We start from the raw sequence: 15298 nt of genomic DNA, 5'->3' as shown, positions 1-15298 counted from the left end.
GCTCCTCGCCGCGGCGGCGGCCGAAGGCCGGACGACCGGCCAAGGTCGTGAACAAGGTGGCGCCGACACTGTAAATGTCCGAGGCAATCGTCGGCGGCTGTCCGTGAAGCAGCTCCGGGGCGGTGTACGCGGGGGATCCCACCACGATGCTCCGAGTGGTGTCCTGCTGCTCGGCCAGCAGTACCGGATCGAACACGACACCATGGGCGAGGTGCGGGTGCCCGTGGATGCGCTGTGGCGCGCGCAAACTCAGCGCGCCGTCGAGAACTTCCCGATCAGCGGTCGAGGTCTCGAGCGCACCCAGATACGCGCGATGGGTCTGCTGAAGGCAGCCTGTGCGCAGGTCAACAAGGATCTCGGGCTCCTCGACGCCGAGAAGGCGGATGCCATCATCGCCGCGGCAGGCGAGATCGCCGAGGGCAAGCACGACGACCAGTTCCCCATCGACGTCTTCCAGACCGGTTCGGGCACCAGTTCCAACATGAACGCCAACGAGGTGATCGCGTCGATCGCCGCGGCGAACGGTGTGGTCGTCCACCCCAACGACGACGTCAACATGTCGCAGTCGTCCAACGACACCTTCCCCACCGCGACGCACGTCGCGGCAACCGAGTCGGCGGTGAAGGACCTGCTGCCCGCCCTCGACCACCTGCGCCTCGCCCTGCTTGACAAGTCCACCGAGTGGAAGACCGTCGTGAAGTCGGGCCGCACCCACCTCATGGACGCCGTCCCGGTGACCCTCGGTCAGGAGTTCGGCGGGTACGCCCGTCAGATGGAGGCCGGGATGGAGCGGGTGGTGGCCTGCCTTCCGCGGCTCGGTGAGCTGCCCATCGGCGGCACCGCGGTCGGGACGGGACTCAACGCCCCCGACGGATTCGGACCGAAGGTCGTCGCCGAACTGGTCAAGGCGACGGGCGTCGACGCCCTCACCCCGGCGAAGAACAGCTTCGAGGCGCAGGCCGCGCGTGACGGACTGGTGGAGGCTTCCGGCGCGCTGCGCACGATCGCGGTGTCCCTGACCAAGATCGCCAACGACATCCGCTGGATGGGGTCGGGTCCGCTCACCGGTCTCGGCGAGATCCGTCTCCCCGACCTGCAGCCCGGCAGTTCGATCATGCCCGGCAAGGTCAACCCGGTTCTCCCGGAGGCCGCCACCCAGGTTGCCGCACAGGTGGTCGGCAACGACGCCGCGGTCGCCTGGGGCGGTGCGGCGGGCGCCTTCGAACTCAACGTGTACATCCCGATGATGGCGCGGAACCTGCTCGAATCGCTGACGTTGCTGTCCAACGTGTCGCGACTGTTCGCCGACCGGTGCGTCGTGGGGCTCGTCGCGAACACCGAGCACCTCAAGACCCTCGCGGAGTCGTCGCCGTCCATCGTGACGCCGCTGAATTCCGCGATCGGGTACGAGGAGGCCGCGGCCGTCGCCAAACAGGCGCTGAAGGAGAAGAAGACCATCCGCGAGACCGTCGTCGACCGCGGTCTGATCGGCGACAAGCTGACCGAGGAAGAACTCGACAAGCGTCTCGACGTGCTGGCGATGGCAAAGGTGAAGGACTGACCCCGGCCGACGCGAGAGGGCCCGCACTCGAACCGAGTGCGGGCCCTCTCGCGTCGAAGTCCTACAGCAGCGCGGACAGCTCGTCGCGGGCCTTCTCGCCCTCGGTGCCGAGGTCGGTGCGTCCGGCGATGTTCCACGAGCGGAGCAGCGGGGCGAACACCTTCTCCCCCTGCTGGGCGGGGTCGTAGATGCCGGCCTCCGCGAGCACCGCGGTGCTGTCGGTTCCGCCGGGCAATGCCACGCTCGGCACGTCGAACGCGACGATCCGCGAGGCGATGGCGCGCATCGTCTGGTCGGGCACCAGCTCGAACGCCGCCTCGACGACGTTCCGGTAGAACAGCGACTGCAGTTCGTCGTCCGAGGCCAGCCGCTCGGCAATCACGGCTACCAGCGGGTCCTCACCGAGCGCGGCCGTGTTGTGATGACGCACGGCCGCGGCCTTCTCCTCGAATGCAGAGTTCGCGAGCATCTCGATCAGATGCATCGGCGGCATCGCGTAACCGCGGACCATCTCGTCCATCCGGGCGCGCTCGAGGGCGACGGGATCGACGGCGCGCGTCACCATCAGGTAGTTCCGGAGCACGATGGAGTGCCGGTTCTCCTCCGCGGTCCAGCGGCCGACCCAGCGCCACCACGGGCCCACCAGGGCCAGGTGCTTGGCGATCTCACGGTGGTATGCGGGCACGTTGTCGGCCACCAGCACGCCCACCGTCAGCGCGAGTGCCTCGACGTCGCTCAGGGTCGACTGATCTGCCGACCAATCCGTTCCACCCATGAACGCGAAGTTCTTGCCCTGGTCCCACGGAACCAGATCGTGCGGCTGCCAGCCGTCCGCCTCGGCGATGTGACGTGTGAGGTTTTCGTCCACCACCGGGGCCAGCTCACTGAGCAGCTGCGAGTCGTTTTTTTMAATCGGCATCCGCACACCGTAGCGTCCGCGGCCCGGAGCCGGGTCGACCACCGGTGGATTCGACGTGAACAACGCCGGCGTTGTGACGAAAACATCCAGGTCATGGTCCTGCGATCGTTAGRCTGACAGCTGACGGCTTCCCCGGGCCCGAGCGGAGGATCACCAATGCGCAGACTTCGGAACCTGACGATACTTCTCTCGGCTGTCGCTCTCGGCGGGTCACTCGTGACCGGATGCGGCTCCGACGCGGACGACGCAGGATCCGCCGACGCGTCCGGCGCCAATCCAACCTCGGAGTCCTCCGGCCCGCCCAACCCGGCCGCCGTCGCGGGCGTCGACATTCCCGACGGCCAGATCGACGATGCCGTGGGCCGCCTCGACGACCTGGCGAACGAGTTGATGGAGAGCTCCGGACTGCCGGGCATGGCGGTCGCCGTCGTCCACGGCGGGCAGACCGTCTACGCGAAGGGATTCGGGGTGCGCGAGGCGGGTACCGATCAGAAGGTGGACGCGGACACCGTGTTCCAACTGGCGTCGATGTCGAAGTCGGTGGGGTCGACGGTGGTGGCCCATCAGGTCGATGCCGGCGTCATCGGCTGGGACACTCCCGTGGTGTCCAAGCTGCCCGGTTTCGCCCTCGCCGACCCGTGGGTCACCGAGCACGTCACGGTGGGCGATCTGTACTCACACCGGTCGGGCTTGCCCGATCATGCCGGCGACCACCTCGAGGACCTGGGGTACGACCAGCAGCAGGTGCTCGACAAACTCCGGCTCGACCCGCTGAACCCGTTTCGGATCACTTACGAGTACACCAACTTCGGTCTCACTGCGGCGGCCGAGGCCGTCGCGGCGGCATCGGGGACGGATTGGGCGACGCTCTCCGAACAGGCGATCTACGGGCCGCTGGGAATGTCGTCCACGAGTTCGCGGTTCGCCGACTACGAGGCCCGCAGCGACCGCGCCGTCGCGCACCAACTCGTCGACGGCAAGTACGTCGCCGATGCGGTACGCAACCCCGACGCGCAGTCCCCCGCAGGCGGGGTGAGCTCGTCCGTCAACGACATGGGCAAATGGCTGGCAATGCTGCTGGCCGACGGAACGTTCGAGGGCAAGGAGATCGTCTCCCCCGAGGCGCTGCAACCGGCGGTCAGTCCTCAGATCGTGTCCAGCCCACCGCGTTCGATGGACAGCCGTCCGGGATCGTACGGTTACGGGTTCAACGTCTCGACCACCCCGGCCGGCCGGGTCTCCCTGAGCCACTCCGGCGGGTTCCAGCTCGGGGTGGCGACGAACTTCGTCGCGATACCGTCCGCCGACGTCGCGATCGTCGCGCTGACCAACGGGTCGCCCATCGGAATTCCCGAGACCCTCACCGCCGAGTTCGCCGACCTCGTCCAGTTCGGGGAGATCCGCGAGGACTGGAGATCGTTGTATCGGCAGGCCATCTCGCCGATGTCCGAGCCCGAGGGCAGTCTCGTCGGCCAGACGGCCCCCGCGAATCCGGCGCCACCGCAGCCGCTGCCGACCTACGCGGGCACGTACAACAACCCGTACTGGGGGCCCGCGGTCGTCACCGAGAGCAACGGCGCGCTGACGCTCGGGCTCGGGCCCGCCGGGCAGACGTACCCCCTGACCCACTGGGAAGGCGACACCTTCACCTTCACGCTCAGCGGGGAGAACGCCCCGCCCGGAACCATCTCGAAGGCCACGTTCGCCGGCAACGACGTCACACTCGAGTACTACGACACCGAAGGCACGGGGATGTTCGTCCGCTGAGCCGACACAACCGACGGGGAGAAGATCATGAACACGAACTCGCATGCACCGACGGGAACCGATCGCACGGAGACGGCGGATATCCAAGTGGTCCGGGCATTCCTGGACGCCCTCGTCGCCGGCGATCCGGACACCGCGCAGCAGTATCTCCACGACGACATCATCTGGCACAACGTGTCGCTGCCGAAGATCCGCGGCATCGGCGCCGTCATGCGGATCTTCCGCGGAATGAGCCGTCCCGGTTTCGGATTCGACGTGCGCCTGCACCACATCGCCGGCGACGGAACGGCCGTGCTGACCGAACGCACCGACGTCCTCATCTACAAGCGGCTGCGCAGCGAATTCTGGGTGTGCGGCACGTTCGAGATGAGGGATGGCAAGATCGCCGTCTGGCGCGACTACTTCAGCAACCGGGATGTCCTCTGGGGCACCCTCAAAGGCATCGTGCGCGCGTTCTGACATATCCGCCCGATGTCACCTCGGTTCGTTTCGGACCGTGGCGACATCGGGCGGATCACGCTGCAGGGCAGTCGCCTACGGCGTCGGCCCGAACTCCTCCAGCATCTCCGTCACGAGCGCCGCGATCGGCGAACGCTCACTGCGGGTCAACGTGATGTGCGCGAACAGCGGATGCCCCTTGAGCTTCTCGATCACCGCGGCCACACCGTCGTGACGTCCGACCCTCAGGTTGTCGCGCTGGGCGACGTCGTGGGTGAGGATCACCCGGGACCCGGTACCCAGCCGGGACAGCACCGTGAGCAGCACGTTGCGTTCGAGCGACTGCGCCTCGTCCACGATCACGAACGAATCGTGCAGCGACCGTCCGCGAATGTGCGTGAGCGGCAGCACTTCCAGCATGCCGCGGCTGATCACCTCGTCCATCACCTCGGTGCTGGCCAGGCCGTCGAGAGTGTCGAAGACCGCCTGGGCCCAGGGACCCATCTTCTCGCTCTCACTGCCCGGCAGATAGCCGAGTTCCTGGCCGCCCACCGCGTAGAGCGGCCGGAAGACAACGACTTTCCGCTGAGTGCGACGCTCGAGCACCGCCTCTAGTCCCGCCGTCAACGCCAGCGCCGACTTTCCGGTGCCCGCCTTGCCGCCGAGCGACACGATGCCCACACTGTCGTCCAGCAGGATGTCGAGGGCGATCCGCTGCTCGGCCGAACGTCCGTGCAGGCCGAACGCCTCCCGCTCCCCCCGCACCAGCTGCACCCGCTTGTCGGCGTTCACGCGGCCCAGTGCACTCGACGAACCACCCAGCAGCCGAATACCCGTGTGGCACGGAAGCTCCCGGGCCTCCTCCAGATCGACGACGCCTTCGGAGAACAGCTCGTCGATCGATGACGACGCCACATCCAACTCGGTCATCCCCGTCCAACCCGACGGAACGACGTCGTGGGCGTGGTACTCGTCGGCCGGGAGGCCCACCGCACCGGCCTTCACCCGCAGCGGGATGTCCTTGCTGACCAGGACGACGTCACCGCCCTCGGCCTCGAGGTTCAATGCGCAGGCCAGGATCCTCGAATCGTTGCTGTCCGTGCGGAATCCGACCGGCAGAACCGACGGGTCGGTGTGATTCAGCTCGACCTGCAGGGTGCCGCCGTCCGTGCCGATCGGCACGGGCTGGTCGAGTCGACCGTACTCGAGACGGAGGTCGTCGAGCATGCGCAGCGATTCTCTTGCGAACCATCCCAACTCGTGGTGATGCCGCTTCCCTTCGAGCTCGCTGATCACGACGAGGGGAAGCACCACGCGGTGCTCGGCGAACCTGGTGACGGCCCAGGGGTCGGACAGCAGTACGGAGGTGTCGAGTACGAACGTACGCACTGCAGAATCCGAAGATTTCCTGGGGGCGACGGACGACTGTCCGGCGCGGGCTGAGACGGAGCGTGAAGCAGTCACGTTGGCTCCTAGGTCTGCGCGGCACCCGCGCAAACTCGGTTCGCTGGACCGGTCCGTCCCTGGTGTGTCACCACACGAGGGCCGGGCGCCGGCCCCCTCGCACTGAGTGTGTCAGCCACGATCAGGACCTCCCGTACAAGCAACTTCCCCGCTGCCTGTTACCCCCGACGGTACTGCCAAACACGCCGATCGGCTGACCGAGCGGCGGGCGTGTCGGTGAACAACTGGTTACACGGAGAAGGCGCTTCGCGCCCGTGCGCCTTTCTGGTTGCTCCAGCTACCAAAAAGGCGCACGGGCGGCGGAGCCGCCTAGATCAGGCGCCAGTCCTCGAGACCCTCGTACAGCGGGAAGTCGGCGGCGAGCTTCGACACGCGGGCCTTCAGCGTCTCGACGTCGGACGCACCGGCGAGCGCGGTGCCGATGATGTCGGCGACCTCGGTGAACTGCTCGTCGCCGAATCCGCGGGACGCGAGCGCGGCGGTGCCGATCCGGAGACCGGACGTGACCATCGGCGGGCGCGGGTCGAACGGCACGGCGTTGCGGTTGACGGTGATGCCGACCTCGTGGAGGAGGTCCTCACCCTGCTGGCCGTCGAGCTGCGAGTTGCGCAGGTCGACGAGCACGAGGTGCACGTCGGTACCGCCGGTGAGGACGCTGACGCCCTTGTCCACGACATCCGAGCCGGTCAGGCGCTCGGCGAGGATCTTCGCACCGGTGAGGGTGCGCTGCTGACGGTCCTTGAACTCGTCGGTGCCTGCGATCTTCAGGGAGACGGCCTTGGCGGCGATGGCGTGCATCAGCGGCCCACCCTGCTGACCGGGGAACACGGCGGAGTTGAGCTTCTTCGCCCACTCCTGCTTGGCCAGGATCAGACCGGAGCGGGGCCCGCCGAGCGTCTTGTGGACGGTGCTGGACACGACGTCGGCGTAGGGCACGGGCGACGGGTGCAGCCCGGCCGCGACCAGGCCCGCGAWGTGCGCCATGTCGACCCACAGGTACGCGCCGACCTCGTCGGCGATCGACCGGAACGCGGCGAAGTCCTCGTGCCGCGGGTACGCGGACCAGCCGGCGACGATGACCTTCGGCTGCGCGGCGACGGCGATCTTGCGGACCTCGTCCATGTCGATGCGGTGGTCTTCCTTGCTGACCCCGTACGACTCGACGTCGTAGAGCTTGCCGGAGAAGTTCAGCTTCATGCCGTGCGTGAGGTGGCCGCCGTGCGCCAGGTCGAGGCCGAGGAGCTTCTCGCCCGGGTTCATCAGGGCCATCAGGACCGCCGCGTTGGCCTGCGCGCCGGAGTGCGGCTGGACGTTCGCGAAGTCGGCGCCGAACAGCTCCTTCGCCCGGGTGCGGGCGAGGTCCTCGACGACGTCGACGTGCTCGCAGCCGCCGTAGTAGCGGCGTCCCGGGTACCCTTCGGCGTACTTGTTGGTGAGGACGCTGCCCTGCGCCTGGAGGACGGCACGGGGAACGAAGTTCTCTGAGGCGATCATCTCCAGCGTGTCGCGCTGACGGGCCAGCTCACCTGCCATGGCCTGGGCGACTTCGGGGTCGAGTTCGGCGAGGGGGGCCGTGTTGACGTCGGTACCGGGCACAGCGGTCATCGAGGAATCTCCAAGCTGGATGCGGAAACGAATGCTCCCAGTCTACGAACTATCCGTGAGGACTTCCTAACCGCCCGCGGTGAGGTACCCCTCACCGGCACGCAGGACGCTGGGAACGAGCGGCTCGTCGAGCAGTCGGCGGAACCGTTCCGACCGTTCCGCGCCGACCGGCACCTCGGCCAGCCAGCCCCCGAGCAGGCGGTATCCCTCCACGTACGTGCTGGTGTATGCCCGCCACAGCGGCGAGGACAGGAAGCGCAGCGACTGCCGGGCCCGCTCGGGGGTCGACAGGCTCCACCGCTGCAGGAACGCCGCGACGTCGTCGTGGCTGCGGCCTTCGTCGTGCAGCATCATCGCCGCGTCCTGCCGCACCCCGAGCAGCTGTCCGGACGCACCGGACAGGCGTTGCGCCTGCTCACCGTCGAATCGCAGACCGAGGTCGGCGTAGATTTCCTGCGCCCACAGCCCCCAGTCGGACCCGACGATCGATTCGAGCGCGAGGTCGGCGAGGCCCTCGGCCATCAGGCACTGCGGGGTGTTGACGACGAACAACGTCTGCTCGAGTTGTCCGGCGCCGACGAGCCCGGCTTCCTTCCGGCAGTGCTCGGTGTGGTGGCCGGGGTACGACTCGTGCGCGATCAGCCGCGGCAGGTTCGCCATGTGCTGTTCGAGGTCGGAGTTGATCGCGACCTTCGAGCGGTAGTCGCCGAGGTAGTAGTTGAACCCGGACCACGGCTTGTCGCCCACGACCTCGTACTCCACCACCTCCGAGTCGGGCAGCGCGTAGTGCTGCCGCACGAGGTCGCGAAGGGCGCTCGAGAAGGCGTCGACGCATTCCTGCAACCGGTCGGCGGGAATCGCGTCCTTCGCCCGGTGCACCCGGATGCGTTCGGCCAGCGGTCCCGGTCCGGGCAGCACGGCGTCCATCTTCCGGTGTGCCTCCCGGTACTGCTCCTCGTCGCCGCGTTCGATGCGGACGTCGAAGTACGCGTCGACCTCGTCGACGAAGCCGACGTCGTCACCCGCGAATTTGCGCCCCGAGCATTCGAGCGCGCGCAGGTGGACGTCGAGGAACCGGGTCCGCTCCTCGGACAGTCCCGCCGAGGGCAACTCCGCGCGGAGGTTCGCCGCCGTCCGGGCGAGGTCCCTCGGATCGGGCTTCGGCGCGTTCTCTACCTGCCTGCGCAGCGCGGGATCGCCGGTGTACGCGTCGACGAATCCTTCCTCCAGCCGGTCGAAACCCAGCCCGAGCAGCAAGTATTCGCGAACGAACGAATCGGATTCCATGCCGTCCGACCTTAGTCGCAGACGCGTCTGCCTGACCCGCCGACAGCGCAGCCTGTGGCACCAAGCACAATCCGACTATGCAACCGCTACTCGCCAGCGCGACGACGACGGCAGAGATTCTGGGCATGGACCGCTCACTCCCCCGTGTACCCGAGTGTGAGCGGAACTGATGGCGCGGACGAGCGAGTCCAGTCCGTACGTCGAATTCGACCGGAAGCAGTGGCGCACACTGCGTAAGTCGACGCCGCTCGTCCTCACCGAGGAAGAGCTGTACGGACTGCGGGGCCTCGGCGAGCAGATCGACCTCGAGGAGGTCGCGGAGGTCTACCTGCCGCTGTCGCGTCTCATCCACCTACAGGTGGCGGCCCGGCAGCGACTGTTCGCCGCGACCGCGACGTTCCTCGGCGAAAAGCATCCCGACCAGCAGGTGCCGTTCGTGATCGGCGTCGCGGGCAGCGTGGCGGTCGGCAAGTCCACCACGGCGCGTGTCCTGCAGGCGCTCCTCGCGCGCTGGGAGCACCATCCCCGTGTCGACCTGGTGACGACGGACGGCTTCCTGTACCAGACGGCCGAATTGAACCGCCGCGGGATCATGCACCGCAAGGGCTTTCCCGAGAGTTACGACCGCCGCAAGCTGCTGCGGTTCGTCACCGAGGTGAAGTCGGGGGCCGAAGAAGTGGCCGCACCGGTCTATTCGCACATCTCGTACGACATCATCCCCGGCCAGTACCACCTGATCCGGCAGCCGGACATCCTCATCATCGAGGGTCTCAACGTGCTGCAGACCGGTCCGCGGCTGATGGTGTCGGACCTGTTCGACTTCTCGATCTACGTCGACGCCCGGATCGAGGACATCGAGAACTGGTACATCCAGCGATTTCTCGCGCTGCGGAAGACGTCGTTCTCCGACCCCGACGCGCATTTCCACCACTACGCCGGACTGTCCGACCGGGACGCGACGTCTGCCGCGCAGGAGATCTGGCACAACATCAACCGGCCGAATCTGGTGGAGAACATCCTGCCGACGCGTCCGCGCGCGACGCTCGTGCTCCGCAAGGATGCCAATCATTCGATCAACCGGCTGCGCCTGCGCAAGCTGTAGGTGAGTGGCGAAGTGTGTTCCGGCACGCTTCGCCGCTCACGTCAGACGCCGAAGCGGCGGTGCCGGGCGGCGTAGTCACGCAGCGCCCGGAGGAAGTCGACGCGGCGGAACTCCGGCCAGTACGCCTCCGTGAACCAGATCTCGGAGTACGCGCTCTGCCACAGCAGGAACCCCGACAGCCGCTGCTCCCCCGACGTGCGGATCACGAGGTCGGGGTCGGGCTGGCCGGAGGTGTAGAGGTGGCCGTCGATGCCGTCGATGGTGATCGATTTCACGAGTTCGTCGCCCGACAGTCCGGCGAGGAGTTTCTCGCTGAGCAGCGACTGCACGGCGTCGGCGATCTCCTGGCGCCCGCCGTAGCCGATCGCGACGTTGACGTGGGTGCCGGTGCGACCCTCGGTTCCGGCGGCCGCGTCCCGCAGGCGGCGGGACTGTTCGGCGGGCAGGAGGTCGAGGGCGCCGACGATCTTGACGCTCCAGTTCTTGTCCGGTCCGGAGATCTCTTCGACGACGTCGGTGATGATCTCGAGCAGGGTGTCGAGTTCCTCGGGGTCGCGGCGCAGGTTCTCGGTGGACAGCAGGTAGATGGTGGCCATCTCGATGCCCGCGGCGTCGCACCAGCCGAGCATCTCGGAGATCTTCAGGGCGCCCATGCGGTGGCCGTGGCTGACGTCCTCGAAGCCGTTCTCCCGGGCCCACCGCCGGTTGCCGTCGCACATCACGGCTATGTGCCGGGGGTGCTGTAGACCGTCGAGCCGCTTCAGTAGCCGACGCTCGTAGATGCTGTACAGCAGTCCTCGCGCACTCACCTGGAGATCACCATGACACGCAAGACTACGCCGCAGCCGTAGGCGATCCGCGACGGCCGTCACACAGCGCACGACATCCTGCTACCGACGGGTACGCTCTCACCACAAGCTAACCTACGGTTGCGTAGGTTAGCGCCACGCACAGCGAGAAGAGGTGTTCGGTGACCGCTTTCGGCCTCGACGAATTGCCCGTCAAGCCCCGACTGCGAGGGTGGATCCACCTGTGGGCGTTCGGCGTCTCCGTGATCGCCGGCCTCGTCCTCGTCACGCTGTCGGGCACGCAGGTGTCCGCGGAAGCAGCGCTCGCCACCGCGGTCTACAGCCTCACGGTGTGCGGCGTGTTCGGGGTCAGCGCCACCTACCACCGCATCCACTGGAACACGGTCGCGGCCCGCACGTGGATGAAGCGCGCGGACCATTCGATGATCTTCCTGTTCATCGCAGGCAGCTACACCCCGTTCGCGGTGCTGGGTCTGCCGCCCGACACGGGCCGGACGCTGCTGATCGTCGTGTGGGCGGGGGCACTCGCGGGGGTCGCGCTGAAGATGCTGTGGCCGACGGCACCGCGTTGGGTCGGGGTGCCGCTGTACCTGCTGCTCGGCTGGGCCATCGTCCCGGTGGCACCCGAACTGACGCACGAGGTCGGCGTCCTCCCGATGCTGCTGCTGCTGATCGGCGGCATCCTGTACTCGGTCGGGGCGATCCTCTACGCCACCAAGTGGCCCAACCCGTGGCCCACCACGTTCGGGCATCACGAGTTCTTCCACGCCGCCACCGTCATCGCGGCGCTGTGCCACTACATCGCCGTGTGGCTGGTGGTGTTCCGGTAGGCCGGACTACCGGCTCAACGCGGCGGCGAGGTCCTCGGCCGTCGACACCGGGCGGTCGCACACGAACCCGCGGCACACGTACGCCGCCGACGTGCCGCCGACCAGCGGCCTGTCGGCGAGCAGCGGGGACGAATCCGGTTCGCCGCCGACCACGACGGCACCGCCGGGTGCGAGCCTGCGCGCCTCCCGCAGCAGCGCGGAATCGCCGTCGGTGGCCACCGCCACCTGGATCGGGCCGCGCACCGAGGCCTCGGCCACCGCGAGCCAGTGCCCGGCCGATCGCGGTGCGCGCTCCAGGAGCAGCGCGACGCGGTCGAGCGATGCGGCGGCCGCGGTCGCGTACCGGCCCGAGGCGTCCGCGTCGGCCACCGCGGCCGCGGTGAGCAGCGCCTCGGCCAGGCACGACGCCCCGGACGGCGTCGCTCCGTCGACCGGGTCGCGGGGACGGGTCACGAGGGTTTCGGCGTCGTCCGCGGTGTCGAACCAGCTGCCCGGCCGCTCGTCGTCGGCGAAATGGATCAGAGCGCGATCGAGCAACGACTGCGCGTGCGCCAGCCATTCGGTGCCGCCGGTCGCCTGATACAAGGCGAGCAGCCCCGTCGCCAGGCATGCGTAGTCCTCGAGCACCCCGGCCGGCTCGCCCACCGACGTTCCCAGGGACGCCCGCCGCAGCCGACCGTCCACGACGTGCAAGTCCAGCACCACACGCGCGCACTCGGCGGCGGCGTCCACCCATTCCGATCTACCGAGTCCAGCGCCCGCCTCGGCCAGTGCGGTGATCGCGAGGCCGTTCCAGGCGGTGACCACCTTGTCGTCGCGGCCCGGCTGCGGCCGCATCGCACGACGGGCGAGCAGGGTGTCCCGGATCCGGCGCCAACGGTCCCAGTCGTCCGGGTCGCGCGGGAGCTGCAGCACCGACGCGCCCGCCTCGAACGTCCCGTCCGCGGTCACCGCGAACACCCGGGCCGCCCACTCCCCGTCGTCCGGTCCGAGCACCTCGACGAGCTGCTCCGGGGTCCATACGTACGTGAGTCCCTCGACGCCCTCGGTGTCGGCGTCGAGGGCGGACGCGAACGATCCGTTCCCGGTGCGCAGATCGCGCAGCAGGAACCCGACCGTCTCCTCGGTGACGCGGACGGCCAGGTCCGAACCCGTCCGCCTGCCCAGGTGCGCGTAGGCGCGCAGCAGCTGGGCGTTGTCGTAGAGCATCTTCTCGAAGTGCGGCACCACCCAGGCGGCGTCGACCGAATAGCGGGCGAAGCCGCCGCCGAGCTGGTCGTAGATGCCGCCCCGCGCCATCGCCGACGCCGTCCGAGTCACGACGCCGAGCACGTCCGCGTCACCGGACCGCTCGTACGTGCGCAGCAGGCCTTCCATCAGCGCGGACGGCGGGAACTTGGGGGCTCCCCCGAACCCGCCGCGTTCGGCGTCCTCGTCCCGCAGCACGGTCCCGGCGGCCGCGTCCAGCAGGTCGGCGGTCACCCGGACATCACCCTCGGGGATGCCGCCGGCCCCGCGCCGCAGTTCCGCGACCACCGAGGCGGCCGCGTCGTCGACGTCGCCGCGGCGGTCCCGCCACGTGTCGGCGATGGCCCCCAGCACCTGGGTGAACGACGGCATCCCGCCACGCGGCTCGGCCGGGTAGTAGGTGCCGCAGTAGAACGGGGCCCCGTCCGGGGTGAGGAAACACGTCATCGGCCATCCGCCCTGGCCGGTCATCGCGACCGTGGCGTTCATGTACACGGCATCGAGGTCGGGACGCTCCTCGCGGTCGACCTTGACGCACACGAAATGCTCGTTCATCAGCGACGCCACCGCCTCGTCCTCGAAGGACTCGTGGGCCATCACATGGCACCAGTGGCACGCCGAGTATCCGATCGACAGCAGGATCGGGACGTCCCGTTCCCGCGCCCACTCCGTCGCCTCGGGACCCCATTGCTGCCAGTGCACGGGGTTGTCGGCGTGCTGTCGCAGATAGGGGCTGGTGGACCCAGCGAGCGTGTTGTGTTCGCGTGGGTCCATGTCCAGCTCCTGTTCGACTACTTCTGCAGGTTCGGCGGGGTGTCCGTGGGCTTCGGCGGTTCGGTCTTGCCCGCGCCGCCGCCGTGGATCGCGCCGCGGTCGGTGCCCTCGTCCACTTCCTGGTCCGGTTCGGGGTGCTCCGGCTCGAACGTCTCGGGCAGGTTCTTGAGCTTCTTGTTCATCGAACGCACCAGCAGCACCACGCCCGCGAGCAGCGCAAGAATGACGACGAGGCCGATGGGCGACGCCTTGCCGAATTCGGGACCGGACGGGGTGCTCGGCGTCTGCGCCAGGATGTCCGCAGCGCCGGCCACGATGTTCACCGTCAACGCATTCACTGCTGTCCGTCCTCGTGGATGCCCGCGAACAGATCGCTCTCCGGGATGGAGGTGGTGACCCGCGTCTTGGCGAGCTCGAATTCCTCGGTCGGCCAGATCTTCTGCTGGATCTCGAGCGGAACCGCGAAGAACGAGCCGTTCGGGTCGATCTGCGTCGCGTGGGCGCGCAACGCGTCGTCACGCTGCGGGAAATAGTCGCCACACGTGATCTGGGTGGTGACGCGCGCCATCAGGTCACCCTGCTCGGTCTTCCACTTCTTGAGCCACTCGGCCATCGGGAATTCTTCGCCGCGGCGGTCGTACTCCTCCTGGAACTGCAGGAGGCGCTTCCGGATGAAGCCGTGCGAGTAGTAGACCTTCTGCACCTTCCACGGCTCCCCGGCGTCGGGGAACTGCTCCGGATCGGCGGCGGCCTCGTAGGCGGCCATCGACACCTCGTGGCAGCGAATGTGATCGGGGTGCGGGTACCCGCCGTTCTCGTCGTACGTGGTCATGACGTGCGGACGGAACTCGCGGATGACGCGCACCAGCGCCTCGGTCGATTCCTCGAGCGGAACGAGCGCGAAGCAGCCCTCCGGCAGTGGCGGCTTCGGGTCTCCCTCCGGCAGGCCGGAGTCCACGAATCCCAGCCACTGGTGCTGGACTCCCAGGATCCGCGCGGCCTCGGCCATTTCCTCGATGCGCACCTCGTGGATGCGGTCACGCACCCCGGGCACGTCCATCGCGGGGTTGAGGATGTCGCCACGTTCACCACCGGTCAACGTCACGACCTTCACTTCGTTGCCCTCTGCGGCGTAACGGGCCGTTGTCGCGGCACCCTTGCTCGACTCGTCGTCGGGATGCGCATGGACGGCCATGAGCCGGAATCCGCTCACGTATTCGTTCACCTCAACTTCGCCAGTAGCCGTTGCCGGCTTGTCCGTGTCGCGCGCTCTCGCCTCCGCCATCGCTGACGGCGCACCGACGCACGTCCTCTATAGTTCCACCCGAGAGTTCCGCTTGCAGCCGTGCCCCCGCTCGAGTGCTGTGAGTTACGTGGAACCGGAGCGGTACGAGAGTTGAGAGATGACGAGAACGCTTCCCCCGGGCCGATACACAGCCGCGGCAAAGCCTGCGCGCCCGAAGCGCTGGCTCGTGTGGGCACTCTCCGCGGCGG

The 15298-nt window shown here is 68.2% G+C and carries 14 protein-coding genes; 5 read left to right on the top strand and 9 right to left on the bottom strand.

What is annotated here, in order from left to right; genetic code table 11:
• Positions 1 to 196, bottom strand: a 196-nt coding sequence (locus AC1DWT_RS43365; RefSeq protein ID WP_477925513.1) for a protein kinase domain-containing protein, incomplete at its 3' end; no start/stop codon positions are given.
• 6 nt (positions 197 to 202) lie between these two features.
• Here AC1DWT_RS43365 and AC1DWT_RS43360 point away from each other — a divergent pair.
• A complete protein-coding gene (locus AC1DWT_RS43360; RefSeq protein WP_477925511.1) occupies positions 203 to 1561 on the top strand; it encodes a class II fumarate hydratase in 1359 nt (452 codons plus the stop codon).
• Positions 1562 to 1622: 61 nt separating this feature from the next.
• Here AC1DWT_RS43360 and AC1DWT_RS43355 read toward each other — a convergent pair whose 3' ends face one another.
• Positions 1623 to 2480, bottom strand: a complete 858-nt coding sequence (locus AC1DWT_RS43355; RefSeq protein WP_477925509.1) for an acyl-ACP desaturase — start codon at positions 2478 to 2480, stop codon at positions 1623 to 1625.
• A 156-nt stretch (positions 2481 to 2636) separates the two neighbouring features.
• Between AC1DWT_RS43355 and AC1DWT_RS43350 the strand changes: the two genes are divergently transcribed.
• Together AC1DWT_RS43350 and AC1DWT_RS43345 are read left to right on the top strand one after the other, a co-directional pair.
• On the top strand, positions 2637 to 4247 hold the full coding sequence (locus AC1DWT_RS43350) for a serine hydrolase (protein WP_095861122.1): 1611 nt from the start codon (positions 2637 to 2639) through the stop codon (positions 4245 to 4247).
• A gap of 27 nt (positions 4248 to 4274) precedes the next feature.
• A complete protein-coding gene (locus AC1DWT_RS43345; protein WP_095861123.1) occupies positions 4275 to 4706 on the top strand; it encodes a limonene-1,2-epoxide hydrolase family protein in 432 nt (143 codons plus the stop codon).
• Between the two features lie 75 nt (positions 4707 to 4781).
• Here AC1DWT_RS43345 and AC1DWT_RS43340 read toward each other — a convergent pair whose 3' ends face one another.
• From AC1DWT_RS43340 to AC1DWT_RS43330, 3 genes are all read right to left on the bottom strand, one after another.
• A complete protein-coding gene (locus AC1DWT_RS43340) occupies positions 4782 to 6149 on the bottom strand; it encodes a PhoH family protein (protein ID WP_072940675.1) in 1368 nt (455 codons plus the stop codon).
• Between the two features lie 309 nt (positions 6150 to 6458).
• Positions 6459 to 7754 (bottom strand): serine hydroxymethyltransferase, encoded by a 1296-nt coding sequence (gene glyA, locus AC1DWT_RS43335; protein ID WP_477925506.1) that lies wholly within the window; start codon positions 7752 to 7754, stop codon positions 6459 to 6461.
• A 66-nt stretch (positions 7755 to 7820) separates the two neighbouring features.
• Positions 7821 to 9041 carry a DUF885 domain-containing protein gene (locus AC1DWT_RS43330; RefSeq protein WP_072940680.1) on the bottom strand — a complete coding sequence of 407 codons (1221 nt, stop codon included), beginning with the start codon at positions 9039 to 9041 and terminating at the stop codon, positions 7821 to 7823.
• A 169-nt stretch (positions 9042 to 9210) separates the two neighbouring features.
• Between AC1DWT_RS43330 and coaA the strand changes: the two genes are divergently transcribed.
• Positions 9211 to 10143 (top strand): type I pantothenate kinase, encoded by a 933-nt coding sequence (coaA, locus tag AC1DWT_RS43325; RefSeq protein ID WP_072940683.1) that lies wholly within the window; start codon positions 9211 to 9213, stop codon positions 10141 to 10143.
• Positions 10144 to 10184: 41 nt separating this feature from the next.
• Here coaA and AC1DWT_RS43320 read toward each other — a convergent pair whose 3' ends face one another.
• Complete coding sequence (locus AC1DWT_RS43320; RefSeq protein ID WP_072940685.1) at positions 10185 to 10952, bottom strand: isoprenyl transferase; 768 nt, start codon at positions 10950 to 10952, stop codon at positions 10185 to 10187.
• Positions 10953 to 11113: 161 nt separating this feature from the next.
• On the opposite strand from AC1DWT_RS43320, the gene trhA reads away from it, so the two are divergent.
• Positions 11114 to 11782: a PAQR family membrane homeostasis protein TrhA gene (trhA, locus tag AC1DWT_RS43315; RefSeq protein WP_072940688.1), complete on the top strand. Its 669-nt coding sequence runs from the start codon at positions 11114 to 11116 to the stop codon at positions 11780 to 11782.
• Positions 11783 to 11788: 6 nt separating this feature from the next.
• On the opposite strand, the gene AC1DWT_RS43310 is transcribed toward trhA, so the two are convergent.
• Genes AC1DWT_RS43310 through mca form a run of 3 tightly spaced genes read right to left on the bottom strand, consistent with a single transcriptional unit; the run spans position 11789 to position 15017 of the window.
• Positions 11789 to 13804, bottom strand: a complete 2016-nt coding sequence (locus tag AC1DWT_RS43310; protein ID WP_095861125.1) for a thioredoxin domain-containing protein — start codon at positions 13802 to 13804, stop codon at positions 11789 to 11791.
• Between the two features lie 17 nt (positions 13805 to 13821).
• Positions 13822 to 14142, bottom strand: a complete 321-nt coding sequence (locus AC1DWT_RS43305; protein ID WP_072940693.1) for a hypothetical protein — start codon at positions 14140 to 14142, stop codon at positions 13822 to 13824.
• Positions 14139 to 15017: a mycothiol conjugate amidase Mca gene (gene mca / locus AC1DWT_RS43300; protein ID WP_087555983.1), complete on the bottom strand. Its 879-nt coding sequence runs from the start codon at positions 15015 to 15017 to the stop codon at positions 14139 to 14141. The genes AC1DWT_RS43305 and mca overlap by 4 nt, the downstream gene beginning before the upstream one ends.
• Positions 15018 to 15298: the final 281 nt, after the last annotated feature.

It is taken from the genome of Rhodococcus sp. P4_B6, assembly GCF_056402215.1.
Note: the sequence above shows the minus strand (reverse complement) of the source record. Positions and strands in the feature narration are given on the sequence as shown.